Annotated in this window: 25 protein-coding genes, 2 tRNA genes and 1 riboswitch; of the genes, 14 read left to right on the forward strand and 13 right to left on the reverse strand. The window is 52.0% G+C overall.

All coding sequences use genetic code 11. The annotated features are described in order from the left end of the window. Position 1 precedes the first annotated feature (1 nt). Positions 2 to 664 carry a VOC family protein gene (locus tag DFP90_RS12200; protein ID WP_218044658.1) on the forward strand — a complete coding sequence of 221 codons (663 nt, stop codon included), beginning with the start codon at positions 2 to 4 and terminating at the stop codon, positions 662 to 664. A 29-nt stretch (positions 665 to 693) separates the two neighbouring features. Here DFP90_RS12200 and thiC read toward each other — a convergent pair whose 3' ends face one another. Further along, positions 694 to 2544 carry a phosphomethylpyrimidine synthase ThiC gene (gene thiC / locus DFP90_RS12205; protein WP_115936764.1) on the reverse strand — a complete coding sequence of 617 codons (1851 nt, stop codon included), beginning with the start codon at positions 2542 to 2544 and terminating at the stop codon, positions 694 to 696. 82 nt (positions 2545 to 2626) lie between these two features. Beyond that, positions 2627 to 2748: riboswitch (TPP riboswitch) on the reverse strand. 142 nt (positions 2749 to 2890) lie between these two features. Between thiC and DFP90_RS12210 the strand changes: the two genes are divergently transcribed. Together DFP90_RS12210 and DFP90_RS12215 are read left to right on the forward strand one after the other, a co-directional pair. Further along, the gene (locus DFP90_RS12210) at positions 2891 to 4714 is read left to right on the forward strand and encodes an ABCB family ABC transporter ATP-binding protein/permease (protein ID WP_115936765.1); all 1824 of its coding nucleotides are present in this window, start codon (positions 2891 to 2893) and stop codon (positions 4712 to 4714) included. A gap of 22 nt (positions 4715 to 4736) precedes the next feature. Further along, on the forward strand, positions 4737 to 5189 hold the full coding sequence (locus DFP90_RS12215; protein WP_115936766.1) for a DUF192 domain-containing protein: 453 nt from the start codon (positions 4737 to 4739) through the stop codon (positions 5187 to 5189). Positions 5190 to 5210: 21 nt separating this feature from the next. Here DFP90_RS12215 and DFP90_RS12220 read toward each other — a convergent pair whose 3' ends face one another. Further along, a complete protein-coding gene (locus DFP90_RS12220; protein WP_115936767.1) occupies positions 5211 to 5402 on the reverse strand; it encodes a hypothetical protein in 192 nt (63 codons plus the stop codon). A gap of 108 nt (positions 5403 to 5510) precedes the next feature. Here DFP90_RS12220 and DFP90_RS12225 point away from each other — a divergent pair, with 108 nt between their 5' ends. The 5 genes from DFP90_RS12225 (at position 5511) to DFP90_RS12245 (ending at position 7682) form a co-directional block, all read left to right on the forward strand. Then, on the forward strand, positions 5511 to 6212 hold the full coding sequence (locus DFP90_RS12225) for a hypothetical protein (RefSeq protein ID WP_115936768.1): 702 nt from the start codon (positions 5511 to 5513) through the stop codon (positions 6210 to 6212). A 196-nt stretch (positions 6213 to 6408) separates the two neighbouring features. Continuing rightward, positions 6409 to 6873 (forward strand): hypothetical protein, encoded by a 465-nt coding sequence (locus DFP90_RS12230; protein WP_147301002.1) that lies wholly within the window; start codon positions 6409 to 6411, stop codon positions 6871 to 6873. Between the two features lie 238 nt (positions 6874 to 7111). Continuing rightward, positions 7112 to 7188, forward strand: a tRNA-Pro gene (locus DFP90_RS12235). Between the two features lie 69 nt (positions 7189 to 7257). Then, positions 7258 to 7563 (forward strand): ETC complex I subunit, encoded by a 306-nt coding sequence (locus DFP90_RS12240; RefSeq protein ID WP_115936770.1) that lies wholly within the window; start codon positions 7258 to 7260, stop codon positions 7561 to 7563. 42 nt (positions 7564 to 7605) lie between these two features. Beyond that, positions 7606 to 7682, forward strand: a tRNA-Arg gene (locus tag DFP90_RS12245). Positions 7683 to 7744: 62 nt separating this feature from the next. On the opposite strand, the gene DFP90_RS12250 is transcribed toward DFP90_RS12245, so the two are convergent. After that, positions 7745 to 9181: a hypothetical protein gene (locus DFP90_RS12250; RefSeq protein WP_115936771.1), complete on the reverse strand. Its 1437-nt coding sequence runs from the start codon at positions 9179 to 9181 to the stop codon at positions 7745 to 7747. A gap of 142 nt (positions 9182 to 9323) precedes the next feature. Here DFP90_RS12250 and DFP90_RS12255 point away from each other — a divergent pair, with 142 nt between their 5' ends. Continuing rightward, a complete protein-coding gene (locus DFP90_RS12255; protein ID WP_115936772.1) occupies positions 9324 to 9809 on the forward strand; it encodes a YajQ family cyclic di-GMP-binding protein in 486 nt (161 codons plus the stop codon). Between the two features lie 68 nt (positions 9810 to 9877). Here DFP90_RS12255 and DFP90_RS12260 read toward each other — a convergent pair whose 3' ends face one another. From DFP90_RS12260 to metC, 3 genes are all read right to left on the reverse strand, one after another. Further along, the gene (locus DFP90_RS12260) at positions 9878 to 10366 is read right to left on the reverse strand and encodes a hypothetical protein (protein WP_115936773.1); all 489 of its coding nucleotides are present in this window, start codon (positions 10364 to 10366) and stop codon (positions 9878 to 9880) included. Between the two features lie 201 nt (positions 10367 to 10567). Continuing rightward, positions 10568 to 11827 (reverse strand): adenylate/guanylate cyclase domain-containing protein, encoded by a 1260-nt coding sequence (locus DFP90_RS12265; RefSeq protein WP_115936774.1) that lies wholly within the window; start codon positions 11825 to 11827, stop codon positions 10568 to 10570. A gap of 131 nt (positions 11828 to 11958) precedes the next feature. Continuing rightward, positions 11959 to 13119, reverse strand: a complete 1161-nt coding sequence (metC, locus tag DFP90_RS12270) for a cystathionine beta-lyase (RefSeq protein ID WP_115936775.1) — start codon at positions 13117 to 13119, stop codon at positions 11959 to 11961. A gap of 128 nt (positions 13120 to 13247) precedes the next feature. Between metC and DFP90_RS12275 the strand changes: the two genes are divergently transcribed. After that, positions 13248 to 14360: an NAD(P)/FAD-dependent oxidoreductase gene (locus DFP90_RS12275; protein WP_115936776.1), complete on the forward strand. Its 1113-nt coding sequence runs from the start codon at positions 13248 to 13250 to the stop codon at positions 14358 to 14360. 15 nt (positions 14361 to 14375) lie between these two features. Here the strand turns inward: DFP90_RS12275 and DFP90_RS12280 are convergent, their stop codons facing one another. From DFP90_RS12280 to sseA, 3 genes are read right to left on the reverse strand one after another with little or no spacing between them, the layout of a single operon-like run. Next, positions 14376 to 15473, reverse strand: coding sequence for an alanine dehydrogenase (locus DFP90_RS12280; RefSeq protein WP_181905328.1), 1098 nt, complete (start codon positions 15471 to 15473; stop codon positions 14376 to 14378). A gap of 33 nt (positions 15474 to 15506) precedes the next feature. After that, positions 15507 to 16535 carry a GNAT family acetyltransferase gene (locus DFP90_RS12285; RefSeq protein WP_245957054.1) on the reverse strand — a complete coding sequence of 343 codons (1029 nt, stop codon included), beginning with the start codon at positions 16533 to 16535 and terminating at the stop codon, positions 15507 to 15509. A gap of 2 nt (positions 16536 to 16537) precedes the next feature. After that, a complete protein-coding gene (gene sseA, locus DFP90_RS12290; protein ID WP_218044659.1) occupies positions 16538 to 17392 on the reverse strand; it encodes a 3-mercaptopyruvate sulfurtransferase in 855 nt (284 codons plus the stop codon). A 246-nt stretch (positions 17393 to 17638) separates the two neighbouring features. On the opposite strand from sseA, the gene DFP90_RS12295 reads away from it, so the two are divergent. After that, complete coding sequence (locus tag DFP90_RS12295) at positions 17639 to 18166, forward strand: PAS domain-containing protein (protein WP_115936778.1); 528 nt, start codon at positions 17639 to 17641, stop codon at positions 18164 to 18166. 4 nt (positions 18167 to 18170) lie between these two features. Here DFP90_RS12295 and DFP90_RS12300 read toward each other — a convergent pair whose 3' ends face one another. The 4 genes from DFP90_RS12300 to DFP90_RS12315 form a co-directional block, all read right to left on the reverse strand. Then, complete coding sequence (locus tag DFP90_RS12300) at positions 18171 to 18884, reverse strand: alanyl-tRNA editing protein (protein WP_115936779.1); 714 nt, start codon at positions 18882 to 18884, stop codon at positions 18171 to 18173. Between the two features lie 154 nt (positions 18885 to 19038). Next, positions 19039 to 20037 carry a cysteine synthase A gene (locus DFP90_RS12305; RefSeq protein WP_115936780.1) on the reverse strand — a complete coding sequence of 333 codons (999 nt, stop codon included), beginning with the start codon at positions 20035 to 20037 and terminating at the stop codon, positions 19039 to 19041. A gap of 31 nt (positions 20038 to 20068) precedes the next feature. Next, complete coding sequence (locus DFP90_RS12310; protein WP_115936781.1) at positions 20069 to 20698, reverse strand: NUDIX domain-containing protein; 630 nt, start codon at positions 20696 to 20698, stop codon at positions 20069 to 20071. A 125-nt stretch (positions 20699 to 20823) separates the two neighbouring features. After that, positions 20824 to 21738 (reverse strand): fatty acid desaturase, encoded by a 915-nt coding sequence (locus DFP90_RS12315; protein ID WP_115936782.1) that lies wholly within the window; start codon positions 21736 to 21738, stop codon positions 20824 to 20826. Positions 21739 to 21922: 184 nt separating this feature from the next. Here DFP90_RS12315 and DFP90_RS12320 point away from each other — a divergent pair, with 184 nt between their 5' ends. From DFP90_RS12320 to DFP90_RS12330, 3 genes are all read left to right on the forward strand, one after another. Next, entirely contained in the window at positions 21923 to 22777 is an 855-nt protein-coding gene (locus DFP90_RS12320) for a helix-turn-helix domain-containing protein (RefSeq protein WP_115936783.1), read from the forward strand. 449 nt (positions 22778 to 23226) lie between these two features. Next, a complete protein-coding gene (locus tag DFP90_RS12325; RefSeq protein ID WP_115936784.1) occupies positions 23227 to 24957 on the forward strand; it encodes an ABC transporter substrate-binding protein in 1731 nt (576 codons plus the stop codon). A 165-nt stretch (positions 24958 to 25122) separates the two neighbouring features. Next, positions 25123 to 26055, forward strand: coding sequence for an ABC transporter permease (locus DFP90_RS12330; protein WP_115936785.1), 933 nt, complete (start codon positions 25123 to 25125; stop codon positions 26053 to 26055). The last annotated feature ends 10 nt before the right edge of the window (positions 26056 to 26065 follow it).

A 26065-nucleotide genomic window follows, 5' to 3' on the forward strand; every position in this document is an offset into this window, starting at 1 on the left:
TATGGAACTGGACCATATATTCGTTTGGGTCTCACCGGGCGCACCAGAAGTCCGGTATCTGGAAAAGCTTGGCCTTGTTTCCGGCGGCGGTCGCGACCATCCAGGGCAGGGAACCAGCAATAAAAATTTCTTTTTCGGCAATGCCTATTTGGAACTGCTTTTCGTAAACGAACTGGACAAGATCACCAGCCCTGCAGTCCTGGAAACCAGGCTTCATGAACGCGCCCAATGGCAATCAAACGGCGCCAGCCCATTTGGCATCGCCTATCGCGGTCGCGGTAACGCACTGGATAAGGACTTGCCTGTATCCTGTTGGGGATATGAAGCACCCTATGGCCTGACCATACCTGTGGCCGAACTTTCAAGGGATATTCAGCAGCCCTTCCTGTTCCGTTCACCGGGCACCGAACGGCCGGACCAATGGGACCGGGATGTGCCATTGCAAAAAAACAGCCTCACTCTAAGGGATATAGTCCTGGAGCTGCCAGATACAATGCAAGCCGCCGCCGATCTGCGCCATCTGGCGGAACAAGGTCTGTTAACCCTGAAAGAAGGGGCCGCAGCCCACCGGTTGATCGTCGGCATCGGTGCCGAGGGCTGTCCCACGGATCGCTGGCTTTCTTTACCGGATTTTACATGGGTGGAAGAAAGGGAACCGGTCTGAAGAATGCAGACCGGTTCCGATTTGTCGGTTTAGCTTTCCAGCGCCCTGTTTGATTTCCGGACCACTTCTACATCCGAATAGTCCTGATAAATCTGTGACCCAGCACTTCGGAAGGCCTCGGACATGCTTTCCATGCCTTTGGCTGCTTCATCGCGGATATCCTGCGAGATTTTCATGGAGCAGAATTTCGGCCCACACATGGAACAGAAATGCGCCACCTTATGTGCCTGTTTTGGCAGGGTCTGGTCGTGATACTGTTCCGCCGTCTCCGGGTCCAACGCCAGGTTGAACTGATCCTGCCAGCGGAATTCAAACCGGGCGCGGCTCAGCGCATCATCCCGAATCTGGGCGCCGGGATGCCCTTTGGCCAGATCCGCCGCATGAGCCGCAATTTTGTAGGTGATAACACCGACCTTCACATCTTCACGGTCGGGCAGGCCCAAATGCTCCTTGGGGGTCACATAACATAGCATAGCGCAGCCGAACCAGCCGATCAAAGCCGCCCCGATCCCACTGGTGATATGGTCATATCCCGGCGCAATGTCGGTAGTGAGCGGCCCAAGCGTGTAAAAGGGGGCTTCGTCGCATTCCTTCAACTGCTTGTCCATGTTGATCTTGATTTTATGCATGGGCACATGACCGGGGCCTTCGATAATCACTTGGACCCCTTTTTCCCGAGCAGTTTTGGCAAGCTCACCCAAGGTCTCCAGCTCCGCAAACTGCGCCCGGTCATTGGCATCTGCGATAGACCCCGGCCTCATGCCGTCGCCCAAGCTGAAAGACATGTCGTAAGCCCTTGCAATATCACAAATTTCCTCAAAATGCGTATAGAGGAAATTTTCCTGATGATGGGCCAGGCACCATTTCGCCATGATGGATCCGCCGCGGCTGACGATCCCGGTCACCCGGTTTGCCGTCATCGGGATGTAAGCCAGCCGGACACCGGCATGGAAGGTGATGTAATCGACACCCTGTTCCGCCTGTTCAATCAGAGTGTCCCTGAAGATTTCCCAGGTCAGATCCTCTGCGATGCCATTCACCTTTTCCAGGGCCTGGTAGATTGGCACTGTACCGATCGGCACAGGTGAGTTCCTGATGATCCATTCCCGGATATTGTGAATATTGCGACCCGTGGACAGATCCATCACAGTGTCCGCGCCCCAGCGGGTCGACCAGACCATTTTTTCGACCTCCTCCGCCACAGAAGAGGTCACTGCCGAATTGCCGATATTGGCATTAACCTTTACCAGAAAATTCCGTCCGATGATCATCGGCTCGGCTTCCGGGTGATTGATGTTGGCGGGGATCACAGCACGCCCCCGGGCCACTTCGGATCGGACGAATTCCGGCGTGATGAAATCCGGTATATCTGCACCGAAAGATTCACCATCCCGTTCCGCCGCTTCTTCAGCCGCCTGTTGTCGGCCCATATTTTCGCGGATTGCGATAAATTCCATTTCCGGCGTGATAATACCGCGTCGGGCATAATCCAGCTGTGTGACACAGGCACCGTCACGGCCGCGCAGTGGCGCCCGTTTCGAAGGGAATTCCGGCACCAATCGGTCCCCCTCGGCAAAACCGTTATCCTCCGGTTTCACCGCACGGCCCTTATATTCCTCTACATCGCCACGGGATCGGATCCACTCCTCTCGGATGCGTGTCAGACCCGCATCCAGATCAATATCAGGATTTTCCTCGCTATATTTTCCCGATGTATCATAGACCCGGACCGGCGGTTCTTCGGCGCTTGGATGCAATTCGATCTCACGCATGGGAACCCGGATTTCGGGATGGATTTCGCCCGGCACATAAAGCTTGCTCGATGCGGGCAGGGGGCCGGTGGTCACTTTCACCGGCATTGTCTTGTCGTCATAGGGCATTCTGGACCTCCTGATTGATAAACAGAAGACCCGGGATGCGGATTGGATGGGGAGATGAATAATCTGGTTCGTCTTGCGGCCAAGCCACAGTTTTTCCCGTCCCTCCGCCGGTATAACCCGGATCAGGTTCAAAGGGTCTCCGTGGCACCAAAACTGGCGATAACGGTCTCTCAGCCCTTTCTCCGGGCTCCCCTCGGAATCGTGTTGATCTTTGCTTCTGTACCGGGCCAGGTCAATTGCTAAATCGTAAATCGGTTAAATCGCGGCTGGTAATCATGCTTCTCTGCCCCTATCTTCTTATTTCGAAGATATTCGAATAATGATCTCGATCAGGAAAAATGTTTTTATGACTGACGCATCCGCCAATCGTGAAAAACGGCGCAATCAATGGAAAACATTGATGACGTTGCTGCCGTATCTCTGGCCGCGCAACAAACCCGGCATTCGGCTGCGTGTGACCCTGGCGCTGTTTTGCCTGGCGCTGGCCAAAGTGACCAATGTAACCGTCCCGGTGATTTTCAAAGACGTCGTTGATGCGCTGGATGGCGAGCAGGCGATCCTGGCCCTGCCTGTGGCGTTGTTGCTGGCCTATGGGCTGGCCCGCCTGATGACCGTGGTTTTTCAGGAAATGCGAGAAGCATTATTTGCCAAAGTTAAGATGCGCGCGCTTCGGGTTGTCGCTCTGCAAACCTTCCAGCATCTTCATTCCCTCTCGCTGCGGTTTCATATGGATCGTCAGACTGGTGGATTGTCACGGGCGATTGACAGGGGTGTGAAGGGGATTGAATTCCTGCTCAATTTCACCCTGTTCAACATTCTGCCGACGCTGCTTGAGATCTTCATGGTCTGCGGGTTGCTTTGGGCTTTCTTCGATTTTTGGTTCGCTCTGGTCACTTTCGTCACTATTGGGTCCTATATCGCCTTCACCATGCTGGTCACGGAATGGCGCCTGAAATTCAGGCGACAGATGAACGACAAGGATAATGAAGCCAATACCAAAGCTATTGACAGCCTGCTGAATTTTGAAACTGTCAAATATTTTGGCAATGAAGACCACGAAGCCCAGCGGTTTGACCGGGCAATGCGCGGCTACGAGAAAGCGGCGATCACCTCTACCGTCAGCCTGTCGGCGGTAAATATCGGCCAGGGCGGCATTATCGCGGCAGGCCTGGTGATTCTGATGATGATGGCTGGGCAGGGCGTCATAGAAGGCACCATGACTTTGGGTGATTTCGTCATGGTAAACACTTATCTGATTCAACTCTATCTGCCCCTCAATTTTCTAGGCTTTGTCTATCGACAGATCCGCCAGTCGCTAACTGATATGGAGGATATGTTCGAATTACTGCGCGTATCCCAGGAAGTCTCCGACAATGAAAATGCCACGTCTCTCAACGTTAACGGCGCAGAACTTCGCTTCGAACAAGTTTCTTTTGGCTATGATCCAAGACGACCGATCCTAAAAGATGTTTCTTTCAAGGTTCCTGCCGGTGGCAGCATTGCTATTGTCGGTCCCAGTGGCGCCGGAAAATCGACGATCAGCCGCTTGCTATTCCGTTTTTATGACGCGGATCAGGGAGCTATCACCATTGATCAGCAGAACCTGCGCGATGTGACGCAGAAATCCCTTCGTCAGGCTATCGGGATCGTGCCGCAGGATACCGTTCTGTTCAATGACACGATCTTCTATAACATTGCCTATGGCCGCCCGGGTGCCAACCGGGAAGAGGTGGAACATGCTGCCAAATTAGCCAGCATCCACGAATTCATCCTCAGCCTGCCGGAAGGATATGATACGGTTGTCGGCGAAAGAGGACTAAAACTATCTGGCGGCGAGAAACAACGGGTCGCCATAGCGCGGACGATCTTGAAACAACCAGCGATCCTGTTGTTTGATGAAGCCACATCCGCCCTGGATACGGCGACAGAGCGTGAAATCCAGATGAGTCTGAAAGAAGTGAGCCGTGGGAGAACCACTCTTATGATTGCCCACCGGCTCTCCACCGTGGTCGACGCGGATCAGATCCTGGTTCTATCAAATGGACAGGTTGTCGAATCAGGCCGGCACCCGGATTTGATCGCACAAGACGGGCTGTATGCCCAGATGTGGACCAGACAGCAGGAGGCCGCTGACAATAATGGCCAACCGGTTGGGATTCCAGGCGAATAAAGATGAAGGAAACCGGTGAGAGATGAAGATGTTGTATCCAGTGCTCTTCTTGCTGTTTTTGGCGGCTCCGGCCAGTGCCCAACAGGAGACCCTATTCGAAACGAATCACCTCACCATTATCACTCAGGAAGGCAAACAGGAATTTCTGGTAGAGGTCGCACGCACAGAAAAGCAGAGAGCCCGCGGCTTGATGTTCCGCAAGGGACTGGAAGAACGTGCTGGGATGCTATTTGATTATGGTTATCCTCAACGTGCCTCCATGTGGATGAAAAACACATTGATTCCGCTGGATATGCTGTTCGTCCGAAGCAATGGCATCATAGAAAAGATTGTCGAGCGTACGACCCCGCATTCATTATCCACGATTTCGTCAAAGGGAGAGGTTCGAGCGGTCCTGGAGTTGAAGGGGGGAATGGCGGAGAAGCTGGGAATAGCGGTTGGTGACCGGGTGCAGCATCCGATCTTCCGGCCCTAACAGCCCCACAAACCGAGATATTCACTTCCCTTCCTGATAGCGGGTGAATACCGTATCGATCAATTGTTTGACCGTATCATCGGAATAGCCTTGGCTGACCCAGATTTCTATCGCCTTTTCGATCAAGGCAACGGCCACCACTCTTTCTTCGGATTCGTTCAACTGCAGATCAATTGAACGGATGGAGTTTATGCGATAGGAAATATTAGCCATGGGATGATTATCGCGCAGAGTTTATTAACAGAGCGTTGATAATGATAGCATCATGAAGATTAGTTCAGAACAAAGTTCTGAGAGTTTGATCTCAATGAGGAGAAAAACTTGTTCCGGTCAATCCTTGCTAAACCTGCCTGCCTGTTTCTGTTGGCCGCAAATCTGTTGTCCGGATGCGAGTATGCCGAATCTTCGGATCCGGGATATGAAATCCCCGCCAGCGTTGATCCCAGCGATATCCCCCTGGCCGCAGGCAATACATTTGACTATTGGAACAGGCTGGACAAAATCTCACCCAACGCCGCCATTGTGAACATTAATTACAAATATCTGTTTGACCACACCACCGGGATTTCTGCTCCGGGGATGTTTGATGCAAAAAGCTGGGCCTATATAGAAAGAGACCCAGCGGAAGATCGCAAAATACTGTTCATTTCAGTGCGGGAAGAGGCTGAAACCGTCGAAGACCCTTCGGGCCGCGTCCTGGTGTTTGGGCGTCACCAATTGGTCTCCGATGCCCATTGTCTTGATGCCGATAATCCGACGGAAGATGAAACGATTGCCCCCTATGAGCAAGCGGCGAAGAATCGTTTCCCCGATTTGGACAGTCCCATCCTGCTGCACCGCTTTCTATCCCGGGAGAAAGAGGAAGATAATACGCGCCTGGAGATGGTTCATATCCTCGATCTGGCACCATATGGCCTGACATGCACGGACTTGGGCAACCTTGAAGAGCCGAGTGAAGAAATGGCAAAAATGCTGGATGAGCTCTACAGCACCGCGCAGCGTTCCTTTGAAATGATCGGATGAATCTAAAGCCTGCAATAACTCAGTTTTCTCCTTCGATATCCAGCTATTAAAAATAATGATTAGAGGTTTCCCTCGATTCGCACTCCAAAAAAGGTGTTCCTTTGGGTTCGGGGTTGATTGTCAAGGAACCGTTGTAACCTCCGTTACAGGGAAATAGTTTGGGCCTTTGATTAAGGCCTTATATCTTGGATTTGTTATGAATTACCGATTGATTTCTGCCGCATTTCTCGCGGTCAGCCTGACAGGATGCTCAACCTACAAAGGGCCTATGAATTTCGATGTAGACGTCTCAAATAAAGACTACATGGATGTGGGAGCGTGTTTATATACGAAGATATTCAAACATCACCACGCTGGGATTACTTTTGGAGAAACAGAAGAAGAGCTGGATGCATTGGTAATGTTGGCCATCACTAAGGAGAATATGCCGGAAAGCCAAACCATTGTGATCCGACGCCCAATTGAAGAAGACTTCACATCGACTTATGCCAAGTTTGGCATATATGACTATTGGGTAGTGAAGGTTTCACAGAACGGTTCTGATGTCCGGGTTAGCATGAATCATACTGATAACCGAAAAATGGATTTTGCCTATCAAATGCCGGTATATGTGTTGCCCGCTTTTAGTGAAGAATTCATTCCCAACTGTTCTGCAGGATAACCTGCAAGCCTTACCTGGTTGATTTCTGATTAGCAGCTCTGCAGCCAAGCGCCCAAGCGCTGGCGCAATTCATTGATCATTAACGACGGGCAGGAGCAGTCTCATCACACTTTGGACTTTCTGACGTGAATTCTGACGTATTTCCGGCACTGTATGGATTTTTACGTTGATTTCATGCAATTTAAGGGCTTGCCAGACGTTCACAAAATCAGTACTTAAGCCGCAGCAAATCTTGTGACGGGGTATGGCGCAGTCTGGTAGCGCACCTGCTTTGGGAGCAGGGGGTCCGAGGTTCGAATCCTCGTGCCCCGACCATAAGATAAAAGCAATCCGACAGGATGGTTTTGTTGGGCTGTTCGTTCTAATTCATGTGGAGCCAGTTTGATGGAAGTACGCATTTTCAAACCTGCGAAAACAGCGATGCAGTCCGGACGGGCAAAATCCAACAGCTGGGTTATGGAATTTGAACCACGCGATGCCGTACGACCGGATCCTCTGATGGGTTGGTCTGGTTCTGCCGACACGTCCAAACAGGTTCGGCTCAGCTTTGACAGTCGGGAAGACGCGGTTGCCTATGCTGAGAAGCACGGCCATTCCTATACCATCCATGAAGAGCGCAGCCGTAAGATCAAGCCGAAGGCTTATGCTGACAATTTCGCCTATCATCGCATTGCTCCCTGGACACACTGATCAGGGAATTAATGCGCCGTCTAATACTAGAACGGCTTTTGTGGTCCCGTAGCTCAACTGGATAGAGCACCAGACTTCTAATCTGACGGCTGCAGGTTCGAGTCCTGCCGGGATCGCCATCTCTTCTTTCAAATCAAGACTGCCTTACATCCTTTAATCGCATCAAGCTGTGATGCATGGGCTATGTATTTGACCGGCCAGCCTTCCTGCATATGACGGCAAATATCCATTGACCGATGGATAAAAGACCGATCGATCCGAATATGGAGAGATAGGGCAATAGCCCAACATTGTAGCGCTTGGCGTTGACGGAGAGAAATCCATTCAGACCCAGGATGAAAAGAGCCGGCGCCGCGACGGTTAAAATCGAAACAATCCTTCGACTGCGTATTTGTGAAACCATCTGACCGGCAGCAAAGACATGGGTGATCAGACCAAAATTCTTTGCCAGGAACATGCCGCGCCAACAAAGCAGCAATGTAACAATCACATGGGTTGGTAAATCCCGGATGACATAAGTTTGCAACGTATAGGCCAAGACGTTTTGTTCTGACGCTGCGGCTTCCGCGCGGATCTGTTTTTGAAGTTCATCATTGCCGACACGATAAAACCCTTCCTCCGCATACCATCTTAGGCGTTCAATGTTTTCCGCACCAAATAAGTGAAAGGCCAGGTTGTCGCCAAAATCCGGCAGCCAATATATCCATCCGGCCAGCCACTCGGTCATGGTCATTTGATTATAAGAAACCCGCTCAATCAAAATATGGGCTCCGTGACCGCTGGTCAGGGCAAGGCTCTCAAACTGCACCCAGTTGCGAATCAGCAGGGGAAGCAGTAACAGCCCGAAACCGAGGGCAAAGAATAATGCCGGCTTAAAGGCCTTTGCCCGGGATTTCCGGACCGCGGGATTCTTATATTTTGCCCAAATGAGCAAAACCGGGAGGCAGGCGATAATGGCATAACCAAGAAAAACAAAAGTGGGGCGATTCAAACTGCAGATAGCCAGCGCTGAGCCCGCCAACACCCAATCCCAGGTTCTGATTGCTTTTGTTTCAATTAGAAAATGGGCCGCGCGACACAGAAAAAACGTGAAGGCGGAAAAGAAAAACAGAACCAATCCTTCTGTTAGGAAATGACGGGCAAAATAGGCGTGCTGGCCCGATGACAAAGCCACAAAAAGACAGAACCACCTGGTTTTCACACCCGCGCCGCATAATGCGGCAATCTGCCAGATCAAAACGAGGCCAAGCCCTGCAACAACAATCTGGATGGGAAGATAGGCACCATAATTCAGAGCGCATTGTGCAGGTGCCTGACTTTCGCCTGCCTTAAGAATACAGGAGATGGTTTCCTTGAAAACCGGATCAACCGACATGATCCCGGCGAAATATAGCGGCGTCACCGGCGCAAATTTCATGCTGGGCGTCAGTTTAACATCCCCATCCTTTCGGGGTCGTTCGGTTATAACACCGTAATCAACAAGGTTTTCAGCCATATGAAGATAGCGGTATTCATCGGACTGCGGATATCGTTCGCCCTTCTTCATCACCTGAACGGACACCACCAACACAGCCACAAGAAAAACAGCAACAAGGGATTGGAGAAAACGGTTTATCATTAGTATCTAAGAACAAATAAATGAAGGGAAACAGACTGTCATCTTCAGGAAGGTGGAACTCTATCCACTTGCCAGGAAATAGGCAAAACAATATAGATTTTATTCTGATCACTTCCAAAAAATTCGTGACGAGGATCCACAGATGCCATCATTTGACGTTGTTTCAAAAACCGACATGCAGGAAGTTGCCAATGCTCTGGATGGTGTAAAACGTGAGATTGCACAACGCTATGACTTCAAAGGGTCAGAAAGCGAAGTCACTCAGGCTGAAGAGGTCATCACGATCCTGGCGGATGATGACATGAAGCTGCGCCAGATCCATGAACTGCTGGCAACTCATATGACGCGCAGGAATGTGGATGCCGCCGCCCTGGACTATGGAACGCCGCAGGCTGCTTCCGGCAACATGGTGCGACAGACGGTCACCATCCGGCAGGGCATCGATAAGGAACTTGCAAAAAAGCTGACCAAGGCAGTGAAGCAGAGCAAACTGAAGGTTCAAGCCGCAATTCAAGGTGATGAAGTTCGGGTGACCGGCAAAAAACGGGACGATCTGCAAGAGGCAATCACCCTGTTTAAGTCCATGGATATCGAACTGCCTTTGCAATTCGTCAATTTCCGCGATTGAGCTGGCGTCAAACTGACTGCTGTCACGCTCTTCATCCAATCATGCAGCGCAAAGTCGCGCCTTAACACTTATTCCGTCACACCCATCGGATAAAACTTGGCTGAGGCCGAACGCTCCAAGGCGGCAAAATGTTGCCAAAGAAGCCTGATGAGGCTTCGAATCTGAGCCAGGTTTTGCCGGGTCACGGCGGAATATTCCCCAGCCAGCTTTTCTCGCGGCGGCACAAGCAGGAATCTGTTGGCTTGTGAGGGCAGGGGCATTCCATGTTTGAAAATTTCAATATCCAGGTCGTCTGCTGTCGCCAGCAGACGTTCCAGTTTCTCCTGCAACTCGCGATCCTGAAACCGATAGCCGCCTTTATTCCAACGCAGCACGAGTTTTTTGAGGAAACGTATCCGGGAATAAGGGATGCTGTCGGTCAAATCTGCATGCCGCAACAATTCGATATCCCTGATCTGAATAAAGTCATATAGCTCTGAAAACAGCTTCATGTCCCGCGGATCGAACAACGCTGCAGGAGATTTAGCATAGATATCCAATATCCAAGCCGCCGTCATGCCCCGTCCCCTCCCAGATGTGAATGCGATCTGAATGCCGCGTCATTGTCTGTTCAACGCATATAGGCGTTTGACATCTTCAAGCAATAGAAATGCCAGTCAGATTCTCTTAATCATTTCAACACTGAAATGTAATGAGAAATTTGGGGAAAGTTAATTTTGTAAATTATTCCGACATAACATTGCCGTTTTTCCAGACAGTCAAATCCCCTGGCAAGATTGCAGCGAGAATACTTCCTGAGGTTCTTCCACCCCTCGCATTTTGTGAATGCCTCTGGACACGGTCTCCACATCTGCAATGGCCGCGAAATCCTTAGACATTAACAAGGGACAGCCCACATCCTTGGTCAACCCTTCAAGGCGTGCCGTTCTGTTCACTGCAGGCCCCATGACAGTGAAATCAAGGCGTGCCGGCGCACCGACATTACCGTAAATGACGGTGCCTTCATGCAGGCCGACGCCAAACCGGATCTCAGGTTTTCCCTGTTTCTCCCTGCCTTCGTTAAAAGATGCGAGGGACAGGAATGCTCTTTCTGCGGCCTTAAGGGCGGCACGGCAGGCTTCTTTGGGGCCGCCGGCTGTTTCAGCGGTGAAGACGATTAACATAGCATCGCCGATAAAGCGTAGCACTTCACCGCCAAATTCATTGACGGCGTCAAACACAAATTCAAAATATGTGTTCAACACATCAAGCAATTCCTCAGCAGGGAGGCTCTCGGTCAGTGCAGTGAAATCCCGCAGATCGCTGAACCACAAGGCCGCTTCGATCAACTCTCCGTCGCCCCGCTTGATCTGGCCACGCAACACGCGCTGTCCCGTCCTGGCTCCGACATAGGTATTCAATAATTCCACAGACATGCTTCGCATGGCCAAAACCTCGACTTTTGGCTGAAGGAAGTCACACATCCTGTTGAATTTACTTATGTCCTGGTCGCAAAACCCAACTGGCCGATCTGTGGAGATAAAAACAGTGTGATACTCGCCGCTGGCAGCCCGCATGGGAATACCGACGTAATCTGTAACGCCTTGTACATGCAGTTCCCGCAACACCGGATGTTCTTTATCAAAATCCAGCTCATCCATACGATAGCGCTGCAATTGCTGAGTATTGACAACCTTTTCCGCCGGGCTGCCGATCCATGCACCCGTTTCGCGAATGCCATGCGGGACCGAAACCTGTTCAATATGGTCATCGGTTTTGGTCCAGATAAAGGTAATCGCCGCAATTTGTGGATGAATGGTCCAAAAGGAATAACGGATTCGATTAATCGGCGCGCCGACCGCCAGCAATTCATCCACAAGTCCACGCAACAATTCCGTGGCATCCAGCGTTTTTGCCGAAGAACTGAACATCCAGTCCAAAACAGGGGAAAGTGCCCAGCCGTCGGTTTCGCGCAACAGCAGTCTTGCCTGATCCTCCGGTGCAAGAATGTTGGGAATCTGATGGCTGTCCATAGTCATTCCTAGCAACCCCGGCAGGAAAGCCCTGGGAGAGCCGGGTGCTGGATCTCAGGGCTATGGAATCATTCCTTCAAGATAAGCGTTTTTTGTTGATTTTCCAGCAAACTTACAGATTTTCACCTGTCGGAGTATCAAAGAGCCTGTTTCAGGCGTTCAAACCCGGCTTCTAGATCCAGAATCAGATCCTCCACATCCTCAAGACCGACATGCATACGCATAGTCTGGCCCTCGCCATCCCATTTCGCTGCGGTACGCACGCTATTGGGGTTGACCGGGATCAACAGGCTTTCAAATCCACCCCAGCTATAACCCATGCCAAAGAAATGCAGGCCCTCCAGCATGGCAGCCAGGGCTTTTTCCGGCACTTCATTCATGACAAACCCGAATAAACCGCAGGCGCCGGTGAAATCCCGCTTCCAAATCTCATGCCCCGGATCATCAGGCAGGGCCGGATGCATGACTCGCGTCACTTCCGGCCGGTTTTTGAGCCAATTGGCCAGCTTGACCCCATTTTCATGATGCTGGCGAAGTCGGGTTCCCATGGAACGAAGCCCGCGCTGGGCCAGATACAAATCATCCGGACCGGCGCACATGCCCAAAAGCCATGCGGCTTCACGCACCCGGGGTAGGGTGGCTTCATTACAGGTGATCACCCCCATCATGGCATCGGAATGGCCCACGATGTATTTTGTCGCGGCCTGGACGGAAATATCCACCCCAAGCGACAGGGGTTTGAAGAAATATCCGGCGGACCAGGTATTGTCGATGATGGTCAAAATTTCATGTTTCTTGGCCACCGAAACGATGGCCGGCACATCCTGCATTTCAAAGGTCCAGGATCCCGGCGCTTCCATGAAGATCATGGCTGTTTCTGGTTTGATATATTTCTCGATATCGGCCCCAATCGTCGGCTCGTAATACTCCACTGTCACGCCGAAACGGGCCAACATCTTATCCATATAGAGGCGGGTTGGCGCATAAACACTGTCTGTGATCAGAACATGATCACCTGCTTTGGTGCAGGCCTGAATGGCCGTTGTAACTGCACCAAGGCCGGAAGAGGCTGTCACCGTGCCGGCACCGCCTTCCAGCGCACAAACCGCATCCTCCAGCGCGTGGCTGGTCGGTGTGCCTTTCCGACCGTAGGTCACTTTCACTTTTGGATCGCGGCCGTGAAAGCTATCCAATGTGGGAAATAGAATGGTCGAGGCATGATAGACCGGCGGATTGACCACACCTTTGTTTTTGAACGGATGGCGCCCGGCATGGGCCAAAAGGCTGTCGTCTTTCATGAATCTCTCTTTCACTCTGGGCCCAAGTCATTCTCTCAGCAACACGATGCCTGCCAAAGGCCGATTGATCATGCATTTAGGACGTGATAGCAGCGGTATAGGTATTGAGCAAGCGAGGGAATGGTAAGTTGGACAAGGCAACTGTCGACAGTGTGGTCATTGGTGCCGGGGTCGTAGGCCTGGCGGTCGCAAGGGCTCTGGCCCGCCAAGGCCGTGATGTGATTATCCTTGAGGCAGAAGATGCTATTGGTACCGGAATCAGCTCGCGCAACAGTGAGGTGATCCATGCCGGCATTTATTACCCGCAAGGCAGCCTGAAAGCACGCCTTTGCCTGGAAGGCAATAAAGCGCTCTATCAATTCTGTGAAGCTTTTAAAGTGGAATATCGGCGGTGCGGCAAATTGATCGTGGCCAGTGCGAATGCGCAAGTCGCGCAGATAGAAGGTATTCAGCAAAAAGCAATTGCCAACGGCGTGGATGACCTTACCCCCCTTGATCAGGGGCAAGCTCAATCATTGGAGCCAGAATTGAACTGTGTCGCCGCATTATTATCCCCCTCGACCGGCATCATAGACAGTCACGGCTATATGCTGGCTCTGCAAGGCGACAGTGAGGCCCATGGCGCCATGATCGCATTCCAATCCCCGGTTCGCGAAGGAGAAACACTGGATAACGGAGCCATCCGTCTGATAACCGGCGGGGAGGCTCCCATGGAACTGACTGCAAATCTGGTTATCAATGCTGCGGGCCTTGCGGCACCGTCTCTAGCCCGCAGAATAGCGGGCTTGAATCCGGACAATATACCCAAGGAATATCTGTGCAAAGGGAACTATTTTGTTCTAGATGGCAAGGCACCCTTCAGCCATCTGATTTATCCCATGCCGGACGAGGCTGGGCTCGGCGTTCACCTGACACTGGATCTGGGGGGCCAGGCAAAATTCGGACCCGATACTCAATGGATTGATCAGCTGGAATATCCGGTGGACCCGGCCCGGGCAAACAGTTTCTATGACGCCGTACGCAGTTACTGGCCAGGATTAAGAGATGGAGCGTTGATGCCTGGTTATAGCGGCATCAGGCCCAAAATTGCCGGCCCAAATGAGGCGGCCGCGGATTTTGTCATCCAGGGCCCGTCTGATCATGGAGTGCCGGGACTGGTCAATCTGTTTGGCATAGAATCACCCGGATTGACCGCGTCCCTGGCCATCGCCGATTATGTTTGCCGCCTCACAGACGGCTAAATCAAACGATCCTATTCACTCCGCGAGATAGGCTTCGGGATCCAACCGTTCCCGGTTTTGCAAGCGGGCAGTTTCCGCATGGGTCAAAGTGCCCTCGGCACAAACCAAGCCACGGCGCAGCCAGGCATTGGAGCGTGCTGCCTCGCGCCAGCCATTGGCCAGGATATTGCGGATATGGGGCACCAGAGCTTTGCCATATCCGGCACTTGCCGCCACGGGCACGCTGCCAGGAATATTGTCGACGCAAAAATGCGTAATCCCCTCCTCGCGATAGGTCGGTTCCTGCCAGGTGGTCGGGCGACAGGTTTCAACCGCACCTCCCGCGTCACAGGAAATATCTGTGATCACAGCGGTCGGTTTCAGCTGTTTTAACTGTGCCCGACTGATCAGATGATCATCACGATGCTTTGGCCATAACACGCAGTTCACGATCAGGTCGAACTCTGACGTGCGATGGACGAAGTCACCGATGTCTGCAGTGCTGAAATTCGTGGCATCCCAATCCTGTTCAGTGCGATAGCGGATGCCGTCAGAAATATCGAAACCAACCACTTCCACGCCAAGCGACAGCAAGACCCGTAAGGCACCACGCCCGACATTGCCAAGACCGATAACAGCCGCCTTGATCGGTTGGGATCCAAAATGCGGCAGGAAATGGCGCCCAGACCCGCCATGCTGGGCAAAACAGAGACGAATGCCTTCAAACGCACCAACCTCACCGGCCAGCGCACAGTTTGGCGAACCGAATTCATGGGTGTCTTCAGCCGCAAAAGCCACAAGGCCGCGCTCCAGCAGGACATCCACTTGCTGGGGCGTTGCCGCCGGATGGATATTGGTAAACAGGATATGGTCTTCGCGCAGCAGCGGATATTCCGGCTCCAGAAACTCCTTCACCTTGAAGATCAGTCCGCTTTCCGCATAAACCGCTTCCATACTGTTCATGACGGTTGCACCGGCCGCAGCATAGTCGTCATTTGTCGCACCGGAAAGCAAACCTGCGCCGGATTGAACATTGACGCCAAAGCCATCCCTGACCAAATCAGACACAAGATTGGGCAACAGAGCCACGCGGCCTTCCTGTGGCTTAATTTCCTTTGGAACACCGATCATCATTTCACTGTCTCTCCGTTCATACTTTTTCATTGTTCATGCCCGCGGATCTCGGGCAGGCAAGGGTAAATCATATGGCAGAATGCCATTTAGCCTTGGATCCGGCACTTGCCTTTCTTCCTGCCTATATGGCGTGAAGCCAGCTTTTTGATAGGTTGCCAGTGCAGCAGGATGATCCAGCGTGCAGGTATTAACTTCCAGCCGTTCCGGCCGGCTTTCATGGGCCCAGGCTGTGCGGATAGCCCAGTCCAGCAAGTAACCACCAAGCCCCATGCCAATGAAATCCGGGACCAGGCCGAAATAGGCAATTTCAACGGTCCTTAGTGTCCGGATTGCATTCAACTCAACAAACCCCGCCGGATTACTGCCGACAGACAGGAGATAGATCTCGGTGTCGGCGGACTGAATCACCCTTTGCAGATCCTCATCCGGCATCGCCCGACGTTCCCACCACAACCAGGGTTCTCCCACGGTGTTATAGAGATAACGATAGAAGGAGAGGGATGGTGACTGTACACGGGTGAGGGATAACGGAATGCCAATTGAGGGAACCGGTATGGCCGGGCGCAAAGGGGGGGCCGTCATCTCCAGCCAGGTCACCGTTACCGGTAAATCACGGCTCTCTTCTTTTCTGGTCTCAGTTTCATCATTGAGCCATTTGGACAGGACGGCGACATCTTCATGCTGATAACCCGCTGCATGATAATATGAGAGAATCCCGTTGTTACTGGTGCGGACCATCAATTCCACCTTCGGCGCCCCCTGGGATGCCAGCCATTCTTCCGCCTCAGTCAACAGAGGCTTGCTAAAGCCTTTTCCCTGACAATCAGGGGCAACGGCAAAATAATAGAGCCAGCCTCGATGGCCATCCAAACCACATAAAACCGACCCGACAATGCGGTCGTCCAGCAGCCCGACAATCAATCTGGATGATTGGGTATTCAGAGCCAGAGCAATATCCTCTTCCGGATCATTCCAGGGGCGAACAAGGCCGCAATCCGTCCAAAGACCGACCACAGCATCCAAATCCCCGTCCCGAAAGTCACGAATGGAGAGTTCTGGCATTCTTACCCCACCTCGACAGGTGTGTCCGATTGAGAAGCCCATTCCGTCCAGGACCCATCATAAACAGCCGTATCATCCTTACCGATCAGATGGAATCCAAAGGCCAACACACAAGCCGTCACACCGGTACCACAGCTGAAAACGAGGCCTTGCCCTGACGCGGGCGCTAGGGGTGCGAGCAGGCTGCGGAGCTTGCTGATCGGCAGGACCTTTTTACTATCCATTTCCAACAACGTGTCAAAAGGCAAGTTCTTGGCACCCGGCATATGGCCCCCACGTAGACCAGGGCGCGGTTCAGGAGCCTCGCCGGAAAACCGGGCGGCGGAGCGGGCATCGATCACCAAATCCCTGTTTTCAACCAGATTATGTTCCATATCCTTCAAAGACCGCACTCGTTCGGCATGATATGTCGCTCTGAAACGGCTTGCGGTTACATTGGGGAAACCGGTTTCCATGGCCCCGTTTACTGCCTTCCAGGCCTCTAACCCACCATTTAAGATCGCCACTTTTTCATGGCCAAAGACCCGGAACATCCACCAGACGCGCGCCGCGGAAAATAGGCCGTGTACGTCATAGACCACTACGCAATCATCATTCCTAATCCCAAGATCCGCGACCGCTTTTTCGAAATCAACCGGCTGCGGAAGCATATGGGGCATGTCATGGGTGGGGTCTGAAACCGCATCGATATCGAAGAAAACCGCCCCCGGCAGATGGCCGTTACCATACTCCTCGCGGGCATTCCGGCCGGACGTCGGCATATGCCAGGATGCATCAATAACACGAAGGTCTGAACGATCGATATTCTCTTTCAGCCAACCAGCTTCGACGAGACTGGGCAGTTCACTAGTGGTCATCTTGTGCCTCCCTGGCATGATTTCGCGCATCCATTAGAACGGTTTAGCCCTTAGCGGCCCATTTTGCACCCGAATTTCATTGCTTTTTCCAAGTCCTGTGCTGTGGAGGGGATCGCTTAGGCAGTAAGAATAGGACCTTTCCGTTATACGAGAAGGCAAATGACTGAATTCGCCTTCTCTTAACGCGATCTTAACACCTGTCCGATTAAGTGATATTGGCTGCAAAAGTGTGGGTGATGAAAAGAAATGAATAGATTTGAACGGTGCCAGGGCCTGCCAAAGGAAATGCACCCGGACCTGCAGAATTTTATTAAATTCTGGCGGAACAAAAAAGGCAGCCGGCAGATGCCGGATATCCATGAGATTGACCTCTTGGAATTTCCTCACTTATCCGGTGGTTTGTTCATCATAGATATCATCTATGAGAATGACAGGCCGATACGTTTTCAATATCGCTTGGCCGGAAAAGAGATGGTTGAAACCATTGGAACAGATGTCAATGGCCGGTTTCTTGACGAAATATTCCCAGCGGAAAGCTATCAGATCCTGATGGAGGATTATCAGGATGCGATCAACAGCTGTGAGCCGCGTTACATGTCCTATCTGGAAACTTCGGCCCCGAATGCGATGATCCTGTTCGAGCGGCTGCTTTTACCGGTCGGACCGGAAGGGGCAGACCGGCCAGCATATTTCGTCGGCCTGCACACCCGAACAGCAAAAGGAACCGCTCGAATCGCTGACAGTTGTCATCCCTTTGCCGTAAGAACCGATTGATAAGTCATTCAAAAATAATATTCACCCGTCGATTCCGCTTCCCCTTATTTTCGATTTTTGAAACGGATATCCGCCCGATTTCACTGGTTCGTTTCACATGGGTTCCACCACAGGGTTGAAGATCCGTAGCCTCGCCAATCTTGACCAGGCGGATCCTGCCGCTGCCGCGCGGCGGTTGCACAGACATGGTCCTCACCAAGTCCGGGCTCGCATCCAGCTCTGCATCCAAAATCCATTGCGCAGAAACCAGTTCATCATTCTCCACCAATTCATTGATAGATCTGGTTATTTCTTCTTTATCAAGGACGTGGTCACCAATATCAAAGTCAAGGCGGCTTTTGGCTTCACCGACCTGCCCGCCGGTCACTCCACAAGGGACAACAGAACACATTAGATGCATGGCGCTATGCATGCGCATATGGCGATAGCGTCTTTCCCAGTCGATGACGGCTTTCACCTGATCTCCAACCGCTGGCATGTCCTGTTCAGCGGCAGGCACATGGATGATTTCGTCCGGGCCATCCCCCTTAACCGTGGTCGCGATAACCAGCCGACGTCCTCCCGGAAGCTCAAAACAACCGCTGTCACCTGGTTGGCCGCCACCAGTGGGATAAAACACCGTTTTATCAAGAATAATACCACCACGATCATTTATGGCGGTTACGGTCGCACTGCATTCACGCAGATAGGCATCTTCACGATACAAGGCTTCAGTCACTTCATCCTCACCTGGCCAGATATTTTCATCATTTCATGCAATGGTCCGCACAAGCCGGGCAGGGGTCAACGTCTTAATTGTCTCGATACAGCCGAACAAAAAGAAAAGCGCACCCGGAAGTGCGCTTTTCCAAGATATTGCCGGCACAGCGAGGTCAAAGCCAGTCAGGTACGGGCAGCTCCTGGCTTTTGAGAAATTCGGGGTTATAGAGCTTGGATTGATAGCGAGATCCGGAATCACACAGAACGGTGACGATGGTTTTCCCCGGCCCCATTTTTTTGGCAAGTTTCATCGCGCCCAAAACATTGATAGCGGAAGAACCGCCCAGGCAAAGCCCTTCATGTTTCAAGAGATCAAACAAAACGGGCAGGGCTTCCTGGTCAGAGATCTGGAACGGTTCATCAAAATCCACGCCATCAAGATTGGCTGTAATGCGCCCCTGGCCAATGCCTTCCGTGATGGAACTGCCTTCAGATTTCAATTCGCCGTTTTTATAGAAATTGTAGAGCGCTGCGCCCATCGGATCAGCCAGGCCAATCACGATATCCTTATTGTGTTCGCGCAGGGCCATAGCAACCCCTGCAAGGGTTCCCCCGGTGCCAACCGCGCAAATAAACCCATCGACCTTACCCTGGGTCTGTTCCCAGATCTCAGGACCAGTTGTCTCGATATGTCCCTGGCGATTGGCGATATTGTCGAATTGATTGGCCCAGATCGCACCATTGGGCTCGCTGGCCGCGATTTCCTCTGCCAAACGCCCGGAATATTTCACATAGTTGTTGGGATCCTTGTAGGGAACAGCAGGCACTTCACGCAAATCGGCACCCGCCAGTCTGAGCATGTCCTTCTTTTCCTGAGACTGCGTTTCCGGAATGACGATCACCGTCCGATAGCCGCGGGCATTACCAACAAGCGCAAGGCCGATACCGGTGTTGCCCGCCGTTCCCTCAACAATAACACCGCCCGGCCGCAGCAATCCCTTTTGCTCAGCATCCAGAATGATGGCCTTAGCCGCCCGGTCCTTGACCGAACCGCCGGGATTCATGAATTCCGCCTTACCCAAAATGGTGCAGCCGGTCAGTTCGGATGGGCCGCGCAGTTTGATCAGGGGCGTATTGCCAACGGCATCCACGAAATCCGCTCTAAATTCCATTTCTTTAGTGTCCTTTAAATGAATCTACATTCTATTTAAGTCCTAGCCAGCGTGAACGCAAGTCCTGCCTTTTGAATGACAGCCAAAAGAGTGCTGTCACCAGCGACATATTCACCAGTTTTCCTTGGATTGCAGCCTCGAGCGCCTGATCAAAAGCCAGTGTGAAAGCTCTGATATCCTCGCCTTCATCATCCAGTCCATGATGTCCGGAAATAGTTCTCGCGTCGCAACGGGCGATAAAAAGAACATTTTCTTCTGAACAACCGCCGGCGCTGGGCATGAAGTTGCCGGCTTCCACCAGATCCGATATTTCACATCCGGCTTCTTCAAACGCTTCACGCTTGGCCACATCTTCAGGGCTTTCACCTTTCTCAATGATTCCTGCGATCGTCTCAACCAGCCAACAATCCTCCCGCCCGCTGGCATAGGCACCGGGTCGGAACTGTTCAATCAGGACAACTTCATCACGAACCGGATCATAAGGAAGGCAGACGACCGCGTGACCTCGTTCAAAAATCTCCCGCTTGATGGGATCCGAAAAGGAACCATCATATTTGCGATGGCGGAGGGTATATTCATCGACTTGGAAATAGCCTTTAAAGCGGGTTTCCCGGGCGATCAGCTCCACATCGCCACGGGTAAACCTTGTTGGGTTCGTCATTTTGTTTTTTCCCGAATTGAGGTCGTTAATCCCTTTGCTGCGGCCATTAGGTCAGAAAGCAGGCACGAGTAAAACCCGTAAAAGAAATGCCCGGCACAATTGGCCGGGCATCCTCAGTCTTGAGTTCAGATTCTCGCAAAGGGATATTTCGGGATATCTTTAGCTTTCCAGAAATGACGCCGGAAAACCTCGCTATAGGATCTGTAAAAATAACCGCCGTTATGCATCAAAATCGCTTCGCGATTGGCACGATAAAAAGCGGGAATCCGGTACCAGGGCAGGCCGGGGTGATCATGATGCACCACATGCAGGTTGTTGTTCAAAAACAGGAAGCGTGTGAAGAAGCCTCCTTCGACAATAGCCGTCCTGTGGCCTGGTTCTGCGGCAGGTCGATGTTCCAGGAACGACCGCAGCAATGCCAAAGACGTGCCCGGTAGCGCAAATGTCAGGATGTATTGCCAAAACGGTAACTGACACACATTTTCAAGATACCAGGCGATAATAGCCACCAGTGCGCCATGAAACCCCCATGCCGGTAAATGCCTGAAATCTCCCTGTAACAGCATCCTTCCTTCCTGTGTCAATAACCCACCCATGGCCAGAAACGGCCCGACCAGAAAGCGTCCTAGCAGGGACTGATTGAAGATATATAGTCGCTTTTTCCAACGCGGATAGCGACACCATTCCGATGCATCCACATAAAAGCTTTCGGGGTCTTGACCGGGGCTGGTCAATTGGTCTGCGGCATGATGCCGGATATGACTTTCCCGGTAGATGGAATAGGGGATCCAAAGACTTAACGGCGGCCAACCCAGCAAGGAATTCACAAAGGTCCATTTGGTAGGATGGCCGTGCAAGATTTCATGCTGAATATGCATATGCCAGCAAATCAAGATCGCCCCCAGTGGCATCAGTTGCCACCAGCTCATTGAAGACGCATGGAACGTCAGCAGGAACCAACCACCATAAACGGCAATAATCACAAGCCAGGTCGGCCATTCATATGCACGATAAACTGCCCTGATCCGGTCCTGTGACATCGCTAATTTTCATCCTCATGCTTATTTTTCCATCTAAACAATTAGATGGCTTCAAAACTTGCATGGAACAACGAGGGAGTTGTAATCTTTTATCACGCAACGATACAATTCATATGACTAGTTGATTTAATATTATTATGTTGATTTTTATCACCACACTGAGATAGTTCGATCAGGAGAGAATATGCTGACGAGGGATAGACGCGAAACCGTCCGCCTGTTTCGTAACCGGCTGACAGAGGCCATGAAAGCAGCGGATATGAACAAATCTGCACTGGCGCGCGTATCAGGCATAGACCGGTCTACCCTGTCTCAGCTGCTGTCCACGGACAACGAACGCCTTCCACGCGCTGAAACGGTTGCTTCGATGGCCAAATCCCTTCAAGTCAGCCTGGACTGGCTGCTAGGACTAAGCAACGAAGCCCGTCTTGGTGCCGCTATCCTAAAGGATTCTATCGAGATTTCACTGACATCGGATGTGCCGACAGACGAATGCCTCGCGGTTTGGCATAAGGAAGCTGTCGGATATAAAATACGCTATGTCCCGGCCGGTCTTCCGGATCTTGTAAAAACACAGGCGGTTTTACAGTTCGAATTTCAGTCCTTTGCCTCTAAATCACCAATCCAGGCCATTACCGCCAGTGAAGACAAATTGGAATATTCCAGGCTTCCCGATGCAGACATGGAAATATGCACATCTTTCCAGATGCTTGAAACATTTGCCCGGGGCGAGGGGATTTGGGATGGGTTGGACCGGGAAGTGCGCCTTGAACAACTTGATCGCATCGCCACTGTCATGGATGAGCTCTATCCGAAATTGCGCTTGTTTCTCTATAACGGCCTCACACATCATGCCGCACCCTATACGGTTTTCGGACCAAAACGCGCTGCGATCTACATGGGGCAGATGTATTTTGTCTTTAACACCAGAGAACATATCCGAACACTGATTGACCATTTTGACGGCTTGGTGAAAGCCGCGACCATTCAGGCAAATGAGATTCCCGCCTTTATCGAAAAGCTAAAGCGGCAGATATAAACATTGAAGTGCTCACCGGACATTTTCGGCAAGCATCACAAAATTGTGTCACACTAAAAATAATTAGAAAAATCAATAACTCAAATCCACAAACCTGTTGCTGTGTGCGTGGTTGACATTGTTCAGTTTTCACTATTCGCGACAGGCCGTGGCGTTTTTCGAATAAAGCATGCCGGATTCCGGACAAAAAAGAACCTCTTCCATTGACTATGAATATAAGGGACGTTCATACTTTGCAGGTGAACCGATTGGGAGGCCTGTTGAAATTGCAGGCAAAACTAATAACGAGCTAGACAATCTGGCCAGCGTAGGCACCAAAACGGGCGTGAAACAGGACTTGCTAGGAAAATCTAAATTCAGCAGTTCTTCTCGGGAGAAAAGTTTCTCACGGGCTTGATCGCGTGCGCATGACGTGCCCTGCCACGGAGTGGCCAGGAGGGAGACGGCATATGCGAAGCAAGTACAGATTTATCGGGCGCGCAACCAGGGCGCTTGGTGGGGAAATCCACGAATATATACCTGAGATCGCGGAACAGCATCGCACCGGGCTTGTCGACCGGCGCGAATTTGTTCGCACGGCGGCGCTTCTGGGCATGGCCGCACCCGCTGCTTACGGAATGTCGGGCCTTTTGACCGGCAACCGCTTCATCCCTGAAGCAATGGCTCAGGGTAAACCCGGCGGCACGCTTCGTATGGCTATGCCGGTTCAGGACATGACAGACCCGGCCACTTTCCCGTGGGTTGAAAAATCAAATATTGCCCGTTTCCTGGTCGAATATCTGACCGTCACAGGCACCGACAATATTACCCGGCCCTATCTTGCAGAACGTTGGGAAGCCTCTGCCGACCTGAAGACCTGGACTTTTTATCTTCAGAAGGGCGTGAAATGGTCCAACGGCGATGATTTCAACGCCGACGACGTTGTGGCGGCCGTAACCCGCTGGCTGGATCCGGCAACCGGGTCTTCGAACCTGGGCCTCTTCGATGCCATGGTTGAGCAGGTCGATTCCGGCAAAAAAGATGAAAACGGCAATGCGGTTATGACCAAACAAGGCATTGCCGGTGCCATTGAAAAGGTCGATGATCACGCGGTCCGGTTCAATCTGAAGTCAGCCGCCCTGGCCATGCCGGAAAACTTCTATAACTATCCGACTGCTATCACCCATCGCGGTTTCGGCAAAGATTATGAACCGGATCTCTCCAAAAACCCGATCGGCACCCATGCCTTTGAACTGGCTGAATTCCGAATCGGTGAAAAAGCGGTGCTGCGTAAAAACCGAGACTGGTGGAAAGGTAATTTCTACCTTGATGAAATCCATTATATCGATCTGGGCGAGGATCTGAACGCTGCCGTAGGTGCAATCGCGTCGGATCAGGTCGACATGATCTATCAGTTGGGCGTCACCCAGTTGGACATCATTGAGCGGTTGCCGAATGTGGATATCCATGAAGCTGTCACCGCCCAGACCGGTGTGTTGCGCATGCAGGTGGATCAAAAACCGTTTGATGACATCCGGGTCCGCAAAGCCGTTCAGGCCTGTATGGATCGCCAGGCACTTCTGGACATTGCCTATCGTGGCCGCGGTACGGCGGCGGAAGACCATCATGTGGCACCACTGCATCCGGAATATTTCCAACTTCCGGCGCTCAAGCGCGATCCGGAAAAAGCCAAGGCCTTGCTGGCTGAGGCCGGCTATGCAGACGGCATCGAGCTCACTATTGACGTTGGTGATACCAATGGTCCTTGGGAAACAGCTGTATGCGAAGCTTTCAAAACCCAATGTGAGCCTGGTGGGATTCGTCTCAACATCAACAAAATGCCGTCCAACCAATATTGGGAGGTCTGGGACAAAACCCCATTCGGCCTTACCACCTGGACCCACAGGGCGCTCGGCACCATGGTGCTTTCTCTGGGCTATCGTTCCGGCGTGCCGTGGAACGAAACCCATTTTGCCAGTGCTGAATTCGACGCCGCGCTCAGCGAGGCAGAAGGGACCCTGGACGTGGCGGAACGCACCAAGAAAATGGAAAAACCGCAACAGATATTGCAGGATGCCGCCGTCATCCCGCAGCCGTTCTGGCGATCCATCTTCAAGGCCGCGAATAAACGGGTCAAAAACTTCAAGACCCACCCGACCTTCTATCATCAGTTCGAGAATGTTTATCTCGACGATGCCTGATTTGAAGAAGAGGGGGCTGCCGAACGGCGGCCCCCGACTTCTCACTCTTTGGGAAGTCTCAGATCCAGAAACTGTTCATAAAAACAGTCGGGTCTTGGTGCAGTTCAATGGAACTTAATGCATTTGCCGGATAATCCTTCCGGGCTCTGATCAGGGTGACATTTCATGGGTATTTTACTTTTAAAGCGACTGGGCATGATGCTGCTTGTTATGCTTGTTGTTGCATTTCTTCTATTTCTGGCAAATGAAGGCGATCCTTATTCGATCGCACGCGGTGTGCTCGGCCCTTACGCCCAGCAGGAACAATTGACTATCTGGTTGCAGGAGCATGGCTATGACAAGCCTATCCTCGTGCGCTTCCTCGAATGGCTGGGCAGGGTTGTAACCGGTGATCTCGGTGTCTCGGTTCAGTATAAGCGCCCTGTTGCGGAGATATTCTGGAGCCGTCTTGGCAATACCGGCATCCTGGCAGCCGCCACATTTGCAATCATGGTGCCCATGGCGCTAATCCTCGGTGTGCTGGCCGGCATGAAAGAAGGCTCCTTCCTGGACCGGTTCATTTCCGTCCTCTCGATCGGCACAACCTCTGTTCCGGAATATGCCAGCGCTGTTCTGCTCTCCGTTATTTTTGTCTACAGCCTGGATCTGCTGCCGGGGTCATCTGCCATGTCCAATGGTTTTGACATCATGCAGCTGATCCTGCCGACCATGGTTCTGGTGCTCTACGGTTTTGGCTATATCGCCCGTATGACACGTGCCTCCATGGCCGAAGTGATGACGACCCATTACATTCGGACCGCAATCCTCAAAGGCATCCCCTATAAGCGCGTCATCGTGAAACATGCGCTGCGCAACGCCTTGATTGCGCCCTTTACCGTCATCATGCTGCAGCTCAACTGGTTGCTTTCGGGCGTGGTGGTCACCGAATATGCCTTTGGTTACAAAGGCTTTGGCGCATTACTGCTGGATGCGGCATTGCGTAAGGATATCTTCGTGATCGAAGCCTGCGGCCTGGCCGCGGTCTTCGTGGCCGTTCTCTCACAAACCATCGGGGATATCGGCTATACGCTGCTGAACCCCCGGATCCGGTTCAATTAAGGGGACGGGT

Source organism: Aestuariispira insulae (assembly GCF_003385955.1).
GTDB classification, from domain to species: domain Bacteria; phylum Pseudomonadota; class Alphaproteobacteria; order UBA8366; family Aestuariispiraceae; genus Aestuariispira; species Aestuariispira insulae.